Source organism: Larkinella sp., from assembly GCF_965227735.1.
In the GTDB taxonomy this organism is placed as follows: Bacteria; Bacteroidota; Bacteroidia; order Cytophagales; family Spirosomataceae; genus Larkinella.
Genome location: NZ_OZ245776.1, coordinates 6884761 through 6903044, shown reverse-complemented (window position 1 = coordinate 6903044; position 18284 = coordinate 6884761). Strand labels below are relative to the sequence as shown.

Below are 18284 nucleotides of genomic sequence, written 5' to 3'. Positions count from 1 at the left end.
ACCAGCAGCCCTCTTAACTCTTCATTCTTAACGCTTAACTCTCAACTGAAAGTCAGTACCCCGGATTCTGCGCGTCCTTCAGCGCCGGATTGCGCTGAATTTCACCATTCGGAATCGGCCAGCGGTCGTAGGTGGCTTTCCAGTTGGGCGAAAATGCCGTCATGACAGCCTGCAACCGGCCCGTCCGGATGAGGTCGAACCAGCGGTGGCCTTCAAAAGCCAGTTCATAAACCCGCTCCCGCTCAATCGCCGAAATCGCTTCGGCCTGATTGGCAACCGACACGTTCGGAGCCTTCGCCCGCGCCCGCAACACGTTCAGGTCGGCAATGGCCCCGGCGGTTCCGGTCAGTTTGTTTTGCTGCGCCCGGGCTTCGGCCCGGATGAGGTACATTTCGGCCAGGCGGATCAGCACGATGTTGTTGTTGTCGTTGTCGGCGGTGCCGTATTTTTGCATCGTCCAGCCGTTGTCGTCGCCCTGCAAATTTTGAGAATTGAACGCTACCGTGGCCCGGCGCGTACCCGACTCAGTCGACAACAGGGAAACCACCACCTGATCCGAGGGGATCACTTCCCGACGTCCTACAAAAAGGTTGGTCAACCCAAAAGCGCTGGTCCCGGGGTCGTCGGACAGCCCATAGCCGACCTCCAGGATAGACTCTTTCGTAAAATCTTTGCTAACAATGTCTTCAAAATTAGTTTCCAGCGAATACACTTTGGCATCGATTACCCGGGTGGCATACACCTCTGCCTGAGCCCAGTTTTTCTGGTAGAGGTAATACCGGGCGAGCATGGCCTGGGCAGTGATTTTGTTGGCGTAGGTGCCGTTTATAACCTGAGCTGTCGAACCGGCTTCGATGGTGGCCAGATCGGTTTCGGCCGCTCTGAAATCCTCCAGCACCGACGCCAGAATATCAGCTTTGGCCGTCTTCGGAATGTTCCGGTTGGTGCCCTGGTCGGTGGTTGTCACTTTGGGAATATCACCGAACGTGTTGGCCCCGATAAAGTTGGCGTAGCCGCGCAAAAACCGCATTTCGGCCAGCACCTGCTTTTTGGTAGCGGCAGAAACACCATTGATGGCGGGCAGCTTTTCCAGCACAAAGTTGGCAACGTAGATGGTCCGGTACAGGTTGCTCCAGAGGGAAGCCGGTGCGCCATTCGAAGAGGTAATCTGCTTGGTGCCCAGTTCACGGTAATCGGTGAAAGTGCCGTTGTGGCGGATGTAATCGGCCGTAAAATCGCCCGCCATCATGTTGGTGGCTGCCATGCCCCGCAGCGCACTGTAGGCACCGATCCGGGCCGGTTCCACATCGTTGGGTTCGTTCAGAACCAGGTTATCGACCAGCAAATCGACCGGTTTGGGTTCCAGCACGGTCGTACAGGAAGCCAGCCAAACCGTGGCCAGGATGGCCGTATAGCGAATAAATCGGATCATAGGTTTAAGGTGATTCCCACCATCATAGTTTTGTATTGAGGAATGGTGAAAAAGTCGATGCCCTGCGCGGTGGTCGAACCGTCCAGCGTGCTCACTTCCGGATCAGGACCCGAATACCGGGTGAGCGTCCAGAGGTTGGTGGCCGAGGCAAAAATGCGGGCGTTTGACACAATCCGGAAGCGCTCGACGTATTTTTTGGGCAGGTTATACCCCAGCGAAACGTTCTTCAGCCGCAGGTACGAGCCATCTTCCAGAAACCGGCTGCTGTGGTAATTATTGTACGTATTCTGGTAGACATACCGCGGTACGCTCGTGATGTCACCCGGTTTTTGCCAGCGTTCCAGCGCTTTCCGCGACTGGTTGCTCTGCAAATCCGCCCCGGTATTGATGGACGTAACACTGGTAAAATTCAGCATCTTGTTGCCATACGACCCCTGAAAAAAGACGTTCAGATCGAAGCCCTTGAACGAAAACCGGTTGGTCAGACCGCCAAACAGTTTGGGCTGGGCATTGCCAATCACCTGACCGTCTTCGGTGTTGATCCGGCCGTCGCCGTTGAGGTCGTCGTAAATTGCATCGCCCGTCGCCGGATCGACCCCCAGGAACTTGAGTCCCCAGAACGTACCCAGTGGTTCTCCCTGCACAACCGCGTTCGTGCTGCCGACCCCGTTGGCGTCATACCCCCGAAACAGCGGGCCGTCGTTGGCAAGCTCAACCACCTTGTTGATGTTCCGTGACAAGTTCAGATCGGTATTCCATTTAAAACCGCCCCGGTCGAAGTTGACCGTCGAAATCATCAGTTCAATTCCCCGATTCGATATTTTCCCGATGTTTCCCTGCAAGGTTCCAAAACCGGTCGTCGACGGAATGGGCTGGGCAAATAGCAGTCGGTCGGTCAGGTTATCATACACATCGAAACTGAAGGTGAGTCGCCCGTTGAAGAAAGAAGCATCCAGACCCAGGTTGGCTTCCCGGGTCCGCTCCCACTGCAGGGTCGGGTTCGCCAGTGCCGCCGGGCCTAAGCCTGTTGCTCCGCTGTAGGTTACCGAAGCCCAGGTTCCCAGAAACTGGTAGTCTCCAATCCGTTCATTCCCCGTAAAACCATAGCTGGCCCGGAGTTTCAGGTCGTTCAGAAACCGGTACGGTTCCATGAATTTCTCCTGCGAAATCCGCCAGCCCACGGAGGCCGAGGGAAACAGCCCAAACTGACGGTCCTGACCAAAACGGGATGAGCCGTCGTAGCGGGCCGTCAGCGTTGCCAGATACCGGTCATCGTAATCGTAGCGGACTTCACCGAACGTAGAAATCAGTCCGCTTTTCAGCAAACCGGAACTTCCGTTGTCGACAATCCCCGCCGAGGTGATGTAGGTAAAGTCGTCGCTTGGAAACAACCGCCCCTGCACGTTTCCGGTGCGTTCCTGGCGTTGCAGAATTTCGAACCCACCCAGGAAGTTCAAACGGTTCTTTTCGTTCAGCAGAACGTTGTACGTCAGGGTGTTGGTATTGATAAAGGTGGTGTATGTTCCCGAGATGAAGACGCCATAACCGCGCCCGCCCACGCTTTCCAGATACCCGCCAATGGCGGTTTGCGACGATTCGAATTGATCTTCCGTCACCTGGTTGTAGTCGATGCTTACCTTCGACCGAAACCGGAGATTCTGGAGTAATTCGTATTCGGCCCAAAGACCGCCCAACATTTTTACCGTGTAGGTATCGAACCGGGGCAATACCGCCTGTGCGACCGGATTAAAGTTTGGAAAACCGGCGTAATTCGGATCGTTGGGGCCATACAGCTTGCCCTGTTCGTTATAAGGCGAATGAAACGGCAGCGATTTGACCGCGCCCGAATACACACCATCCAGAAAGTTGTCCCCTTTCACCCGCTTGTTCAGCGTTCGTGAAAGGGAAATATCCGTTCCGAACGACAGTGCCGAATTGGCTTTGTGATCGAAACTGAACTTGCCCGACATCCGCGTCAGGCGGTTGTTCAACTGAATGCCTTCCTCATCCCGATAATTCCCACTGATGTAGAAGTGGGTTTTGTCGGTCCCTCCCGATGCCGAAAGCTGGTATTGCTGATAGAGTCCTCTCCGCAAAACCGCATCGACCCAGTCCGTATTGATGCCGTCGGTAACGCCTTTAATCAACCCCAGTTTGTCCGGGTCCTGCCCGGCGTTGGTCACGGCTTCCCGTTGCAAATCGAGTAGCTCGCTGGAATTGAGCAGATCGGGACGACGGACAATTTCGGTCACCCCGCGCTGTACGTCGGCGGTAAAGGTCGTTTTCTGATTGGCTTTTCCTTTTTTAGTGGTCACCAGAACCACCCCGTTGGCTGCCCGCGACCCGTAAATGGCTTTGGCGGAGGCATCTTTCAATACCTGTATCGACTCGATATCGTTGGGGTTGAGGAGTGAGAATGCGTTGTCGTTTTGGCCCCCGAAATCCCGCGACGACAGCAAACCGTCTTCGACCGGCACGCCATCGACAATGAACAGCGGGCGGTTGCTGGCCGTGATGGAGGTGCTGCCCCGAACGCGGACGGTGATCCCCCCCCCCGGTGTTCCCGACGACTGCGTGACCAGAACCCCGGCCGCCTGGCCTTGTAATGCCTGGTCGAAACTGGTGACGGGAATCTCCTTGAATTTTTCGGCAGTCACGGAAACCATCGAACCGGTGATGTCTTTCTTCTGTACCGAGTTATACCCCGTCACCACCACCTGCGCCAGTTCGTTGACGGCTTCGGCCATCTGGAGATTGATGACCGAACGTTTGTTGACGGCAACGTCCTGAGAAACCAGCGCGATGGACGAAAATGTCAGGATATTTTTGTCATCGGGGACGTTGATGCTGTAATTGCCATCGGCGTCGGTGCTGACCCCAATGGTGGTTCCTTTTACCACGACGTTCACGCCGGGCAGCGTCGATCCGTCCTGTACTGCGGTTACCCGCCCCGTTACCCGGCGGGTCTGACCAAAGGCCAGGCTTCCCGACAGAATAATGAATAAGAACCAATAACTTAAAAAAGTATAACGTTTTCTCATCTACAAGAACTGGGTGTTAAAACGGATCTCATGCGCCAAAATCGGTTGCTTCTTTTCCCCTTTGATGGGTCAATATACTGATTTTTCAAACTATTAAACGCTGAATCGCAGTGAATCAATGTATACCAAATAAAAAAATATGTAACATCTACCATGACGCTTTTTTTTAGTGCAACGTTGTGCTTCTGCCAAATAAAAATGCCGTACCCACCAGGTACGGCATTTTTAAATCATGCGTTGCAAAAATGACAAATATCAAATGATGAATATTAAATGTAAAAGTATTCATAGGGCGTACCCACTTTTACATTTAGCATTCATCATTTGATATTTGTCATTTTTGCAACGCCTTAGTACCCCGGATTCTGAACCAGCAGGCTATTGGCGTCGATTTCGCGTTTCGGAATCGGCATCACCAGCTTTGGATCGTTCCAGTTGAGGTCACCGGTTTTGCCTTTCGTGCGCTTGATATCATGAATGCGCAGGCCTTCGAAAGCCAGTTCCAGTTGGCGTTCTTTCAGAACCTGAGCCAGTGTAGGCGCGGCAATTGGAGCCACTCCGGCCCGTTCACGAACGGCGTTCACATCCTCAGCGGGGGTGGCCCCCGTGGTGGTCGAAAGCCGCAGGTTACACTCGGCGCGGGTCAGCAGCATTTCCGACAGGCGAATTACGGGGATATTGGCGTAAAAATCCGCCCATTTTCCGGTGTAATACCGGGTTCCGGCTCCTTTTACCCCGATGTAATACAAATCCGTCCGGCGTGCATCGGTCGGGTCGTACGACTCGACAAAGCTGTTCAGCACCTGAACATCGCCCCGGCCAACGGCAGCCCCACCCGCCGGAATACTGGCGTACAGGGTTGTTAGCCCATCATTGGTCGTTCCGGGGTTGTTCTGCGTGTTTTCCTGAATTTCGAAAATGCTTTCGGCCGTATTTTTGTTCCGGAAAACCGTCGTGACGTTGGTGTTCAGTTGGTAATTTCCGGATTCGATCACCTGATTAGCTGCGGCTAGTGCTTTGGCATAGTCGGACTGTTGCAGATATACCCGCGACAGAAACGCCAGAGCTGCAAATTTGGACGCCCGCAACCCATTGTCTTCCGGCATCAGCGTCGTTGCTTTCGTCAGGTCGTCGAGTACCTGCGTATACACCTGCGCTACAGTATTGCGCGCCCGGGTTTCGGCGGCCTGTTCCTGTCCCGTCGTGGCCCGCAGCACCAGCGGAACCCCCAGTTGATCATTGGCCGCTGTCGCTCCCCAGGGCAGGGCATACAGACGAACCAGCTCAAAGTACATGATTCCCCGCAGAAACCGCGCTTCCCCTTCAAAAGCGGTTTTCTGGTCGGCATTCGTCACTTTATCCAGTGACTCCAGGATGTTATTGGCCACGTTGATGACCTGATAAGCGGTAATCCAGGTGCGTTGCGCTTCAACGTTGGTGGCCAGCATCTGCCGGTTGGTCACTTCCCGGTAGCTCGCAAACGTTCCGCGCCAGGACACCGAATTATCGGACGCCAGCAGCTCAGGAACCAGGTTCAGGTTGGTTCCATACAACTCGCCATCGGCCAGCCCACCCCCGGTTCCGGTCAGAACGCCATAGGTTCCAATCAAAGCACTCTCAATGTCCTGCGCCGTCGATAAGGCCGTAGCTGCATCGACCGACTGGCGGGGCTCAAGGTCCAGTTTGTTGTCACAGGCGGTTATGCCCATCACCATCGCCAGACTTAAGGATATAATTATTTTTTTCATGTTCAGTTTCGATTAAAAGCCAAGATTCACACCAAACGTAAAGGTTTTCGCCTGCGGAGGGGTATAAAAGTCATGCCCTAACGCAATGTTGGCCGTCTGGTTTGTCGAGTTGATATACTGCGTGTTCACTTCCGGATCGTAGCCCGTATACTTCGTAAATGTGAACAGGTTCAGCGCCGAAACATAAACCCGGGCGGTTTGGATAAACGCTTTCTTCAGGAAGGCACTCGGCAGGTTATAACCCAGTGAAGCGGTTTTAACGCGTAAAAACGAGCCATCCTGCATCCATCGAGACGAAATACTGGTTCCGTTTGCTGCCCCAAATTCGGCGCGGGGAACATTCGTCACATCACCCGGTTTCTGCCAGCGGTTCATCTGGTCCTTGGTCTGGTTATCAAAATAATCACCATTCACCGACTGATAAATACCCGCTACGTTGAAGAGGTCGTTGCCCGACACAAACTGGAGCAGTACGCTCAAGTCGAATCCTTTGTAGGAGAAGTTGTTGTTCAAACCGCCCGTAAAATCCGGGTTGGGATCGCCCACAAACAATTCTGGTGCCGAAGCGTAGTTGTTCGTGGGTTGCCCGTCGGCCCCCTGATACAGCGCATCGCCGTTGGCCGGGTCGACGCCCAGGTATTTTTTGCCGTAGAAAACACCCAGCGGCTGGCCCACCGTCACGTAGCTGAGGAAGCGGGAATTGGCCCGGATGGGCGACACATCCAGCCGCGTCACCTTGTTGCGGTTGAAGGAAATGTTAAAGTTGGTCGACCAGCGGAAAGCACCAACCAGGTTTTGCGAGGTGATGCTGAATTCAAGACCCCGGTTGCGCATACTGCCGATGTTGCGGGCAATCGTTGAAAAACCGTTGATGGCCGGTTGTGGCACGTTCAAGAGCAGGTCGTCGGTGATTTTGTTGTAGAAATCAATCTGACCATTGATGCGGTTATTGCGGAAACCAAACTCCAGACCCAGGTCAAACTGCGTCGATTTTTCCCAACGCAAGGCCGCATTGGCCACCTGCGACGGACGAATACCGACCTGGTCGCCATAATTGATGGTTCCGTACAACCCGCGTGAGTCGAAATTGCCGATTTCTGAATTCCCGGTCAAGCCGTAGCTGGCGCGCAGTTTCAGCAGGCTCAGAATCGGCAGGGCGTTTTTGATAAACGGCTCATCGTTCAGAATCCAGCCCACCGATGCCGAGGGAAAAAAACCGTAGCGGTTGTCGGCCCCGAAGCGTGACGAACCATCGATCCGGCCCGTGAAGCCCACCAGATAGCGGTCTTTAAATTTGTAGTTGGCGCGGGCTAAGTACGAGAGGATGCTGAAACCGGTTTCGGTCGAGCTGGCATCCGTTTTCTGGCTCGCACTGGCAAGTTCCTGAAACTTGTCGTTCGGGAAGTTCCGGCCCGTAGCCGACACCGTCTGCACATTCTGTTCCTGATAGGTCATCCCGGCCAGAATGTCGATCGTGTGGTCGGTACCGATGTTTTTCTGATAATTGAGTGTATTGTTCGTGGTCCAGTTGTTCACCCGCGTCATGGCCTGATAGCCGTAGCCGGTCGGAGCACCGTCTTCCGTCACCCGGCCCTGGTAGATTTCTTCTTGCAAATTCAGGATATCGAAACCGTACTCGCTCCGGAAAGTCAAACCCGGCAGAAGCTGGTACTGGCCGAAAATATTCCCGAACGTACGGAAAGTGCGGGCGTAGTTGGAAGCATTATCAAGCTCCACCAGGTTGTTATAATACAGCGTCGAACGGTTGTAGCCCGTCGGATCGCTGGGGTTGTAAATCGCTTGCAGGGGCGGCAGAGCGTTCAACTGAATCGGGTTGGAGAAGGCATTATCGCCCGACACCTTCTTGTTATTGATGGTGGAGAAGGCAATGCTGGCACCCACACTCAGTTTCTTGCTCACCGTGTGGTCGAGGTTTAGTCGCATGTTGTTCCGGCGGAAGTTGTTGCCGATGATGAAACCAACCTGCTTGTTGGTCGCGCCACTCAGGCTAAACCGCGTTTTATCGTTCCCGCCGTTGATGCCGAAGTTGGCCTGGTTGACGGCTCCCTGCCGGAAAGCCGCCCCCGCCCAGTCGCTGTCGATGCCGGAGTTGGGGTCAATCCCGTAGCCCGGAAAACCGTCGCTCGGATCGTTGGGATCAATGCCCGCGTTGGTGAGCGACTCCGTAAATAGTTCTTTGTATTCGGCCGAATTTAAAAACTCCCGTTTGCGGGTTGCGTTCGTGATTCCGGTGTAATAACCAATCTGGATGTTGGTCCGGCCAGCTTTCCCGCGTTTGGTCGTAATCAGCACGACGCCATTGCTCGCGCGTGACCCATAAATAGCCGAAGCCGAGGCATCTTTCAGAATCTCGATGGATTCGATGTCGTTCGGGTCGATGTCGGCCAGCGGGCTGAACAGTTCCGTGTCGGTCGTGTTGACATCCTGCGAGGTAATGGGAATCCCGTCCAGCACATACAGCGGTTCGTTCCCGGCAGAGATCGAAGCCGCGCCCCGAACCCGGATTTGTAAGGCCGAACCGAGTTTGCCACTTCCCTGCGTAATCTGAACCCCCGGCGTGCGGCCCTGCAAGGCTGTTTCGAAGGTTTGCACCGGCAGTTTGGCAATATCGTCGCCCTTCACCGTCAGTTGCGACCCAATCAGGTCACGGCGTTGTTGGGTTCCGTAGCCCACCACAACCACTTCACTCAGGGCGCGGGTGTCGTTCACCAGCTTCACATCGATGGTGCTGCGGTTGCCAATTTCCACTTCCTGCGTGGTCGTTCCGATAAAACTGAAAACCAGCGAACCACCCGATGTCGGAACGCTGAGGGCATAATTGCCACTGGCATCGGTCTGGGTTCCCCGCTGGGTTCCCTTCAACTGAATGGAAACACCCGGCAAGGCCGACCCGTCCTCGGAGGAGGTGACTCTTCCAGTCACCTGCCGATCCTGCGCCATCGCCGAGGCCCACACCAGGGTGATTAGCAGACAGCTAAGCAGTAATGATCTTCTCATACAAATAGGTTTGGTTTGTTGAAAAAAAATAAAAATTAAAAAAACAATCCCCCGCAAAAGGGGAATTTACTTAAACGCAATTTAATGCAATTCGCGGGATATGAAGAACCTTATCATCAAAAAAAATGTATGCCTGCATACTATTTATCAGGCACTTTAGAATTTAGTAATCAGCTTTCAATTACCAAAAACACAATAACTGCCTAATAATCAAAACATTACCCGTTTATTTTGATTTATTCAGAATACCTTCATACAGGACGGTCACGATCCGGTATTCGCTTTAGTCAACTTTTTCAATGGGTGACTCCCGGCATCGATCCCTGGTTAGGATTACACTCATAATCCTATTAGAAAGATTAAATATTTTATTTAATCTTTACCAAAAACCGGTTTAAACGGAAAGAACACCTGCTGATGTAACCGAATTGCCAGTCAAATAAACATCTTTCTATAATTATTGATTTTCAGTCACAAAGGGAAATTGAAATGCCCCGAACACCATTGCGTCAGGTCGATTTGGAATAAAATGATTTCAGGTTATCGCGGTAATTACGCGTCCACTTCAGTTGCTGACCGGTTTTCAGCTTAACGATGTATTCCCCGTTGAAATAGGTTTCAACCTCCGCGATGTAATTGAGGTTGACGATGTACGAACGATTGATTCGCACAAAATCGGTCGGGTCGAGCCGGGTTTCCAGGCTTGTCAGGCTGTCGTAAATCGTATGCCGCTCCTGGGCCGTGTGCAGGGTGATGTAATTGCCGTCGGCGTCCAGGTAGCTGATGTCGTCGGCCTTGACCAGATACATCCGGCCGGTTTCTTTTACCAGAATCCGGCGCAGATAGGCCCCGCTGGGTTGCGCGGCCTGTTCGCTCATCAACTGACTCACCAGGGCCTCAATCCGGGGCTGGGTCCGTTGCGAAAGCCGTTCCTGTACCCGCCCCAGCGCCTGGTGAAAGCGCACTTCATTGAACGGTTTCAGCAGATAATCAATGGCGTTGACCTCAAAAGCCCGCAAAGCGTACTGATCGTAGGCGGTAGTAAACACCACAAACGGCTGGTGGTGGGGCCAGATTTCTTTCAGCACCTCAAAACCGTCGAGTTCGGGCATTTGAATGTCCAGAAAAATCAGATCGGGGCGGTGCTGAAGAATTTTGATGACAGCTTCGGTGCCGTTGCCCGCTTCGCCCACTACGATGACCGACGGATCGGCCTGCAAAAAGGTGCGAATGACACTCCGGGCCAGCATTTCATCGTCAATGATGAGCGAGCGATAGGTTTTCATGCGTAGCGTTGGTGAGCAAATGAGGTTCGCTGGGAAACAACAGCGTCACGAAGGTGCTGCCACCCTGCGGTTGTTCGATGGTAAAATGAGCCGCATCGCCGTAGGCCTGACGGAGTCGCAAACGGGTGTTATTCAGGCCAAGCCCGCCCCCCTCCCGTCTCTTCCGGCGATGGCCCAGCCCGTTGTCAAAAATCGAAATCTGGATTTCGCCGGGATGTCGGCGGGTACTGATGCGAATCAGGGCGTCGGTGGTGAGCCCCGAAATACCGTGCGTCACGGCGTTTTCGACCAGCGGCTGCAGCAGCAACTGCGGAACCGGACAATTTTCGGTGGCCGGGTCAATGTCGCACTCGATCCGCAGCCGATCCTGAAACCGGATTTGCTGAATCGCCAGATACTGCTGGGTCAGCGTCAGTTCCTGCCGCAGTGTCAGAAAATTCGAATCCTGATGCGCCAGCACGCCCCGCAGCAGATCGCTCAGCGTGGTGACCATGTCGATGGCTTTCCGCGTGTCGTTTTGCAGCATCAGACTCACAATGGCGTGGTGCGTGTTGAACAGAAAATGAGGATTTAACTGCATTTTCAAGGCCTGAAGCTGGGCTCCCGCCAGTTGTGTCTTCAGTTGTTCATTGTTCAATTCATACGTTAGATTCTGTTCTTTCAATGCCTGATAGCGGTGGGTATAAGAAATAATGCTGTACCCGACAACCACCAGCAGGTAGTTGGTGACACGCAGTGAATACGACCAGAAAAACCAGAAGGGAATGTTCTCCGGCCCAATCGGCTTCCCGATTTCGTAGGAATACAGGGGGGAAACGAGCAGATACGCCACACTGGAAACCAGCAGTGAAAAACCGGAGGCAATCAACACATGAATGGACAACGACTTGATCCACGCGCCTTGGCGTTCCAGCAGTCGGATCGGGAAACGCTGTGCGGCTTTCAGAATCAGGGGCGTGAAACCGAGCCACATCAGATACGTAATGAACCATTCGACCGATTCGGCGATGTACATTTTCGACTTACTGCCCAACAACCAAACCAGCGTACTCTGAACGTACGAAAAAATGGCCAGAACACCCCAGAAAACCAGCGAATAACGCCAAAACTGGCGGCTGGTAATCGGGATGCTGGCCTGCTGCAAAAGTTTATTGATGAAGTTCGTCATTGGGATTCGTATAGGTATGGGTTAGTTCATCCGACCGCAGCTCATTTTTGAGCGTCACAAAACTGCTTTTCCACCCTCCTTCTACCATAGTATGCCGATCGATGGGATGCACATATTCAGCTTTAGCGGCCCGGATCAGGGCTTAATGTTGAGAACCGTTTTGTCAAGTTGCTGTTCGATGAACGGTTTTTGGGCTTTCACCGTCACCTGGGACAATTGTCGGGTTTCTTCGCGAACCACCAATGAAGGCAAATGGCTATTCCACTGGTTCTCGCCTACTGAAAAGACACGGGAATAGGTTTTCAGAAACCCTGCCAGCGATGTTGCCATCAGATAGGTTCCGACAGGAATGGTCTCAAATTCGTATACGCCCTGTTGATTACTCACCGTCCCTTTCACCAGGGTCGAGTCGGTCGCTTTCAGCAACAGCAAGGTCACCAACTCCAGCGGACTGCCCCCCGAATCGTGTACCAGACCCGTCACCTCACCGAATTGCGGAGGCTGGGCCGTCAGGATACCGGAAACAAAAAGAAGCGCAACAATCAGGACACGTTTCAACATTACGGGGCATGGAAGGCTGTTTTCTGTTGAAAACTACGACTTCCCGCTGCGTCTTCCCAGACTCAATTGGCTCAACCGGGGGTTTTATTGTTTGAATTGGGTGAGATCGTATCTGAAGTGAATGTCGACTCCAGCGTCCTGATCAACTGGGGTTTGATCGTCTGGGTGTATTGATAGCCAATCCGGAAAAGATCCCGGGCGCGACGCCAGTCGAACACATCGTAGCGGCTCAATTCGGGCGGTTCGATTAGCAAGTGGCATTTGGCCAGCCGCTCCCGGGTTTTGCTGCGGACGGCCAGAATGAGACTGCGCTCCAAAACACCTTTGACGGACGTAATGGGCTTCTGGGTTGCGAATGGATTGCAATGAATCCCCACGATGAAATCAACTTTATCTTCGATTACTTCGACCGGCATGTTGTTCAAAACCGCCCCGTCGACGTATTGGCGTTTGTTGATCAGGTAAGGCTCGAAAATACCGGGCAGGCAGCAGGAAGCCAGAATGGGCCGCACCAGTTCGCCGGTATTGAAAACCGTCAGGACGCCTTCGGTCAGGTCTGTTGCCACCACATGCATCGGAATTTGCAGACTTTCGAAGCAATCGTGCGGTAGATACTGCCGGTAGAGCGCTTCCGCTTTGTCGAGTCGCAGCAGCCCCAGGCGGGTGAAAGCGGGCCGAACGTGGCGGTAAAAGGGCGTGGTCTCAATGATTTTCAGAATTTCGTCGGGCGTATAGCCGTTGGCGAACAAGGCCCCGGCAATGGCACCCGCGCTCGTTCCCGCAATCTGATCGAACGCAAACCCTTCTTCCAGCAAGCCTTTCAAAACCCCCAGGTGCGCAATTCCGCGCGCCCCTCCTCCGGAAAGCACCAAGCCAATTTTCATTTTTTTACAATGATGACGTTCAAATACCAAAAAATTACGGAAAACTAAACCGCACTTCTTCTTTCAGGTAACGAATCGGATGCTGGTTTTGCTACGGAATGGTACATTTAAAATCTCGTTCCGGTTCATTCCAATAACGCGGCCAACTGCCCTTTCTCACGGATTCGGATGCCTTTTTCGGTGGCTTCAACGGTGGCGGCTTCAACAACCGGATCGTGTTCAAACACCAGAATCCAGTTTTCCTCGGCCGCCTGACGCAGCAAACGCGTTTTTTCCTCCATCGTCAGCAGCGGGCGGACGTCGTAGCTCATGATCCAGGGCAAGGGAACGTGGGCCGACGACGGAATCAGGTCGGCCACATAAGCCACTTTCCGGTTGCCAACCTGAAAAACCGGCAGCGTCATTTTCTCCGTGTGGCCATCGACCTGCACCAGTTCGACGTTCGGAAAGGAAAAACCGCCCTGGTCGACAAACTGCAACTGCCCGCTCTGCTGCAAGGGTTCGATGTTTTCTTTCAGAAAAGAGGCTTTCTCGCGCGGATTTGGATTCGTGGCCCAGTTCCAGTGCGCACTGTGACTCCAATACGTAGCAGATGGAAAGGTGGGTACGAGCTGGTCGGAAGACCGGGAAACCGCCCCACCCACATGGTCGAAGTGGAGGTGAGTCAGTAAAACATCCGTGATGTCTTTTTCGGAATACCCCGCCTGCCGAATGGATTTCAGCAGAGATGCTTCACCGTGGGGTTCGTAGTGACTGAAAAACCGGGCGTCCTGTTTGTCGCCCAGCCCCGTGTCCACCAGTATCAGCTGATTACCCGCTTCCACCAGCAAACAGCGCATCGCCCAGGTGCAGAGGTTGCGCTCGTCGGCCGAATTGGACTTGCTCCAGAGCGACTTCGGCACAACGCCGAACATAGCTCCACCATCTAATTTAAAAAAACCGGTATCGATCGTTTGCACAGTCATAGCAGAATTGAAGGGTTCTTGGAAAATGAATAATCAGACTTCTATATACACTATAATTAGTGTACCATATTCCATTGAATAAAGAAATGGTCATTAAAAAAACATTAAACAGCGCTATTTTATGCATTATAATCTAGATTTGCTTTGTATTTATCAGACATATTCAGTACTTTTAGGCATTGATTGAATACTCAACGTGTATGAACTTAAAGAATCTCACTGCATACTGCACTTTCCGGGCAGGTAACAGAGCTGCCGTTTCCGGTGTTGCTGATTTCGATAATTCATCCATATCCATCGTGCATTGTTTGTCCCATTTCGGGTTGTAGATAACCCTGTAAATGCGGGATGGATTCCTGGATTCAATGATATATAAAATTTCGCTTGCAAATAAGTGATCAACCGGAAAGTCCGGTATAGAGGTTCCTTCTACCTGTTTTTGGTTCGCCGGAGCGGTTGCATGGAATGGTTATACTGATCTTTTTTTGAGCCTTACTCTTAACCGGGTAAGGTAGGTAGGACAGAGAAAAATGGTAGCAAAAATCCCCGTGCCTTTCGGGGATTTTTCTTTTTAGGGCCTTTCCGCTTTTCTCAGTTGGCTTTTCGGGGCAGCGTTTGGGTATCGAGGGAGACGACAACGGGTTCTCCAATATGCCACTCCTGTTGGCCTGAAGGCACATTGAGTATGACCAGATTGTCTGTCAGCCGAATCTGAAGCTGCGTTGTCGTCTCCTCAACCTGAACCTCCTGTATGGTACCCATCAGGGAAACAGGTGCTTTTTTTCCTGCAACGGTAAGGCCACCAACCTCCGCCACCTTTCCCTGGTTCAATTCCAGGATGCGGTCGGCAACCCGTTGAATTTCGTCCTGATGGTGACTCACCAAAACCGTTGTCGTGCCAAATTGCCGGTGCAATCGAACCAGCTCACCGAGCAATTGCTGCCGGGTTTCGTAGTCCAAAGCAGAAAAGGGTTCGTCCAGTAACAATACGTCCGGCCGACGTGCCAAAGCCCGGATCAACGCCACCCGCTGGCGTTGCCCCCCCGAGAGGGTTGCGGGCTTCCGGTCGGCCAGATTGACCAGATTGACCAGCGACAGCAGCTCCTCCACCAGTGAATCCCGGCGGTTTTCGGCCGCAAACTCAACGTTTTGTCGGACAGTCATGTTGGGAAAAAGCGCAGCATCCTGAAATACCATGCCGACTTTGCGTTGTTGCACCGGCAACTGAATCCGTTGGGCCGTATCGAGCCAGATCCGGTCGCCCACCCGGATCAGACCGCTTTCCGGCACCGTCAGACCCGCCAGAATCCGGAGCAGTGTCGTTTTTCCGGAACCAGAAGGACCGCACAGACCAGTCAGGCTCCCGGCCGCCAGCTTAAAATCAGCATCGAGCGGGGCCGGGCCGCTGGCAAACAACAGATTCATTCGGGCCTGTAGATGGAGCATCGGCATCAGAATATCACCCATCGTTTGTTAATCGCGTAAACCGTCAGCAAAATACCGAAGGAGATCACCAAGAGCAACAAGGCGTAGGCATTGGCCGCTCCATAATGCAGCAATTCGACTTCATCGTAAATCGCCACGGAAGCCACGCGGGTTTGCCCGGGCAAATTGCCCCCAATCATCAGGACCAGACCAAACTCCCCAATCGTATGGGCGAAAGAAAGTACCAGACCCGTGAGCAGCGACGGTTTGATGTTGGGCAGCAAGACGCGGAAGAAGGTTTCCCGGCGGGATTTCCCGAGCGTATAGGACGCTTCCCGCAACGATGCCGGCAGATTTTCCAAACCGGCCTGCACCGGATGAACCATAAACGGCAGACTGTAGAAAATGGACGCCACCACCAGCCCTTCAAACGTGAACAACAACCGCAGATCGAACCAGGAAAGCAGCTTTTCGCCCAGAAAACCGGTCGGACTAAAGGCCAGTAAAAAGTAAAAACCGAGCACGGAGGGCGGCAACACGAGCGGTAAACTGATGACGGCTTCGACCACCGGTTTGAAACGGAAGCGGGTGAAGGCCAGCCAACCCGCCAGCGGAATACCGACCAGCAGCAACAAAAGCGTTGTGGTGGTGGCCAGGCGAAACGTAAGCAGCAGGGGTTGCCAGTCGAAATCGGTCATGGGCGAGACGGCAATTGGTAGCCGTATTGTTTGAAAATAGCCCGTGCTTCCGGCGAAAATAAATAGTCGTAGAATTTCTGCGAACCGACGGCGGCTTTTTTAAGCAACACCACGCCCTGCGCAATGGGTTTTGCCCCTTTCACATCGGCCCAGCGGCCTTTGCCCCGCAACAACGGCTCCAGCACGACCGATTTAGCCGTAAACCCCGCATCGACCGCGCCCGAAACCAGATACTGGTTAACCTGTGCGATGCTTTCGCCATAGACGATTTTGGATTGCAAGCCCCGCAACAGGTTCTGTTGGGTCAGCGTGTTTACGGCCACGGAGCCATAGGGAGCGGTTTTTGGATTGGCGATGGCAATCTTCGTAATGCGTTTGTCGGCCAGGACGGCCAGCCCTTGGGTGGGATCAATGTCGGCCCGCGTCCAAAGCACCAGCAGGCCGTAGGCATACGTTTTCGGTTTTGCCTGCGCCAGCCCGGCCCGAAAAACCAGTTCGGGATAGTGGAGATCGGCCGACAGAAAAACGTCGAACGGGGCGCCATTCTGAATCTGGGCCGTGAGTTTCCCAGATGAATTGAAGATGGATTCGACAGACAGACCGGTTTTTTTTTCAAAATCGGCTTTCAGTTTTTCCATGACAAACTGCGCATTGGCCGCCACTGCCACCCGAATTTTCTGGGCAGTAGCCGGAAGTGTGAATGCAACAAGAAGCGGGATCAGCCAATGGCGCATGAATGATCGTTATGGTCTGGCAAATATAACGAGTTCTTGGAAATATGAGCGGGAATAAGTAGGTTTATATTCCTCACAAAACAACCATGAAACATCTTTTATTTTTACTCGCCGGGTGTCTTGTTAGCTTCAGCGGCCAGGCTCAGAAACACCTGGAATGGGCCGGACTACCGAATCCAGAATGGAAAGCGGATGTCGTTGCGCAACACGGCAAAGGAAGCTGGTTAACGGGCGCTGGCCTAACGGTTTTAGGCACAACCGCTAAAGTCGGTTATTTTGCCTCTAACCGATTGTGGATTGGGGCTGAGGGGGAACTGCACAATTTTTTATCAACCCGTCTGGAAGGCGGTTTATTTGCCCGGTATTACCTCTGGAATGGCTCGCTCCTGAGCGGTTTTGCACTGGGTGGCGTATCCTACGGCCGGTTCCAGGCCTGGGATTGGGACATTGACTTCGAAACGCCCGGTTCGCCAACCCGGTATTCCAGCGCCAAATTGAATGCCGGACTGGGTCTGGAAATGACGCTTTCCCGGCGATTGGCGCTTGAAGGCGTCGGGAAGGTGGGCAAACTCACCGATGCGGGCTGGTTTCAGCCCAGCGTTCAGTTGTCGCTCAATGTGTATTTGGGTCGGCGATAGGCTTAATCTGGCTTGAAAATGCCAATCAAAATACGTAGTATTGATTTTACTGAATGAACAAGCGCATGGCAATACCCATTGTCTTCGAGGAGCCCAAACGCCGAAAACGCGTTCCCTCCTATCTGGTTTACGAAACACTCAACGGAAAGCCTCTGTATTACAAAGGCTACAAGGACGTTTTGTCAGGTAAGAAAACAGCCGCTGAGATTATGGGAAGTAGTTCGTTGCAAGCGGCACTTGTGACCGCTATTGTCATGTTTATCGGTCGCACCATCAATCGAAAGAAATATTTAGTCGCTTCCAACGAATCCGGGTTGCATCTCGATCACCGAAGTAATTTATCCAATGACATTGCCATTTTTAAAAAAGAGGGGTTGATTCTGACTAATAAATATTTTGATGTACCGCCCAAAGTAGCCATCGAAATTGATGTACAGATTGATCTGGAAAATTTTTCGTCCCGCGAGCAAAGCTACATTTACGCAAAAACCGAGCGGCTACTTGACTTTGGCGTTGAACGCGTGATCTGGATTACGACCCAGCCTCAAAAGGTACTTGTTGCCAATCGTACTGGCGACTGGATTACCCACAACTGGGATATCGATGTTCCCGTTCTCGACGATTGTGTGCTGAATCTGGCGGAATTATTGCGGGAGGAAGGAATTGATTGGTAAGTTTCCCCGCTC

14 protein-coding genes are annotated in these 18284 nt (G+C 52.8%); 2 read left to right on the top strand and 12 right to left on the bottom strand.

Going from position 1 to position 18284, the window contains the following annotated elements; all coding sequences use genetic code 11:
- Positions 1-52: 52 nt before the first annotated feature.
- From ACO064_RS27170 to modA, 12 genes are all read right to left on the bottom strand, one after another.
- Positions 53-1432 carry a RagB/SusD family nutrient uptake outer membrane protein gene (locus tag ACO064_RS27170; protein WP_421830334.1) on the bottom strand — a complete coding sequence of 460 codons (1380 nt, stop codon included), beginning with the start codon at positions 1430-1432 and terminating at the stop codon, positions 53-55.
- The gene (locus tag ACO064_RS27165; RefSeq protein WP_421830333.1) at positions 1429-4473 is read right to left on the bottom strand and encodes a SusC/RagA family TonB-linked outer membrane protein; all 3045 of its coding nucleotides are present in this window, start codon (positions 4471-4473) and stop codon (positions 1429-1431) included. Before ACO064_RS27165 ends, ACO064_RS27170 begins: the two co-directional genes overlap by 4 nt.
- 350 nt (positions 4474-4823) lie before the next feature.
- On the bottom strand, positions 4824-6221 hold the full coding sequence (locus ACO064_RS27160; RefSeq protein WP_421830332.1) for a RagB/SusD family nutrient uptake outer membrane protein: 1398 nt from the start codon (positions 6219-6221) through the stop codon (positions 4824-4826).
- A gap of 12 nt (positions 6222-6233) precedes the next feature.
- Positions 6234-9239, bottom strand: coding sequence for a SusC/RagA family TonB-linked outer membrane protein (locus ACO064_RS27155; protein ID WP_421830331.1), 3006 nt, complete (start codon positions 9237-9239; stop codon positions 6234-6236).
- Positions 9240-9748: 509 nt separating this feature from the next.
- Positions 9749-10525, bottom strand: coding sequence for a LytR/AlgR family response regulator transcription factor (locus ACO064_RS27150; protein ID WP_421830330.1), 777 nt, complete (start codon positions 10523-10525; stop codon positions 9749-9751).
- A complete protein-coding gene (locus ACO064_RS27145; protein ID WP_421830329.1) occupies positions 10497-11693 on the bottom strand; it encodes a sensor histidine kinase in 1197 nt (398 codons plus the stop codon). Before ACO064_RS27145 ends, ACO064_RS27150 begins: the two co-directional genes overlap by 29 nt.
- 135 nt (positions 11694-11828) lie before the next feature.
- Entirely contained in the window at positions 11829-12254 is a 426-nt protein-coding gene (locus tag ACO064_RS27140) for a carboxypeptidase regulatory-like domain-containing protein (protein WP_421830328.1), read from the bottom strand.
- Between the two features lie 71 nt (positions 12255-12325).
- Entirely contained in the window at positions 12326-13138 is an 813-nt protein-coding gene (locus ACO064_RS27135) for a patatin-like phospholipase family protein (protein WP_421830327.1), read from the bottom strand.
- Between the two features lie 125 nt (positions 13139-13263).
- The gene (locus ACO064_RS27130) at positions 13264-14103 is read right to left on the bottom strand and encodes an MBL fold metallo-hydrolase (protein WP_421830326.1); all 840 of its coding nucleotides are present in this window, start codon (positions 14101-14103) and stop codon (positions 13264-13266) included.
- A gap of 591 nt (positions 14104-14694) precedes the next feature.
- Complete coding sequence (locus ACO064_RS27125) at positions 14695-15570, bottom strand: sulfate/molybdate ABC transporter ATP-binding protein (protein ID WP_421830325.1); 876 nt, start codon at positions 15568-15570, stop codon at positions 14695-14697.
- Positions 15555-16226 (bottom strand): molybdate ABC transporter permease subunit, encoded by a 672-nt coding sequence (gene modB, locus ACO064_RS27120; RefSeq protein WP_421830324.1) that lies wholly within the window; start codon positions 16224-16226, stop codon positions 15555-15557. Before modB ends, ACO064_RS27125 begins: the two co-directional genes overlap by 16 nt.
- Positions 16223-16960 (bottom strand): molybdate ABC transporter substrate-binding protein, encoded by a 738-nt coding sequence (gene modA / locus ACO064_RS27115; RefSeq protein ID WP_421830323.1) that lies wholly within the window; start codon positions 16958-16960, stop codon positions 16223-16225. Before modA ends, modB begins: the two co-directional genes overlap by 4 nt.
- Before the next feature lie 86 nt (positions 16961-17046).
- On the opposite strand from modA, the gene ACO064_RS27110 reads away from it, so the two are divergent.
- Together ACO064_RS27110 and ACO064_RS27105 are read left to right on the top strand one after the other, a co-directional pair.
- Entirely contained in the window at positions 17047-17598 is a 552-nt protein-coding gene (locus tag ACO064_RS27110) for a hypothetical protein (protein WP_421830322.1), read from the top strand.
- Between the two features lie 65 nt (positions 17599-17663).
- Positions 17664-18272 (top strand): Uma2 family endonuclease, encoded by a 609-nt coding sequence (locus tag ACO064_RS27105; protein ID WP_421830321.1) that lies wholly within the window; start codon positions 17664-17666, stop codon positions 18270-18272.
- The last annotated feature ends 12 nt before the right edge of the window (positions 18273-18284 follow it).

Bases quoted from the DNA above. Each gene is read 5' to 3' on its own strand.
- ACO064_RS27170 (WP_421830334.1), bottom strand. From the start codon at position 1,432: ATGATCCGATTTATTCGCTATACGGCCATCCTGGCCACGGTTTGGCTG.
- ACO064_RS27165 (WP_421830333.1), bottom strand. From the start codon at position 4,473: ATGAGAAAACGTTATACTTTTTTAAGTTATTGGTTCTTATTCATTATT.
- ACO064_RS27160 (WP_421830332.1), bottom strand. From the start codon at position 6,221: ATGAAAAAAATAATTATATCCTTAAGTCTGGCGATGGTGATGGGCATA.
- ACO064_RS27155 (WP_421830331.1), bottom strand. From the start codon at position 9,239: ATGAGAAGATCATTACTGCTTAGCTGTCTGCTAATCACCCTGGTGTGG.
- ACO064_RS27150 (WP_421830330.1), bottom strand. From the start codon at position 10,525: ATGAAAACCTATCGCTCGCTCATCATTGACGATGAAATGCTGGCCCGG.
- ACO064_RS27145 (WP_421830329.1), bottom strand. From the start codon at position 11,693: ATGACGAACTTCATCAATAAACTTTTGCAGCAGGCCAGCATCCCGATT.
- ACO064_RS27140 (WP_421830328.1), bottom strand. From the start codon at position 12,254: ATGTTGAAACGTGTCCTGATTGTTGCGCTTCTTTTTGTTTCCGGTATC.
- ACO064_RS27135 (WP_421830327.1), bottom strand. From the start codon at position 13,138: ATGAAAATTGGCTTGGTGCTTTCCGGAGGAGGGGCGCGCGGAATTGCG.
- ACO064_RS27130 (WP_421830326.1), bottom strand. From the start codon at position 14,103: ATGACTGTGCAAACGATCGATACCGGTTTTTTTAAATTAGATGGTGGA.
- ACO064_RS27125 (WP_421830325.1), bottom strand. From the start codon at position 15,570: ATGGGTGATATTCTGATGCCGATGCTCCATCTACAGGCCCGAATGAAT.
- modB (WP_421830324.1), bottom strand. From the start codon at position 16,226: ATGACCGATTTCGACTGGCAACCCCTGCTGCTTACGTTTCGCCTGGCC.
- modA (WP_421830323.1), bottom strand. From the start codon at position 16,960: ATGCGCCATTGGCTGATCCCGCTTCTTGTTGCATTCACACTTCCGGCT.
- ACO064_RS27110 (WP_421830322.1), top strand. From the start codon at position 17,047: ATGAAACATCTTTTATTTTTACTCGCCGGGTGTCTTGTTAGCTTCAGC.
- ACO064_RS27105 (WP_421830321.1), top strand. From the start codon at position 17,664: ATGGCAATACCCATTGTCTTCGAGGAGCCCAAACGCCGAAAACGCGTT.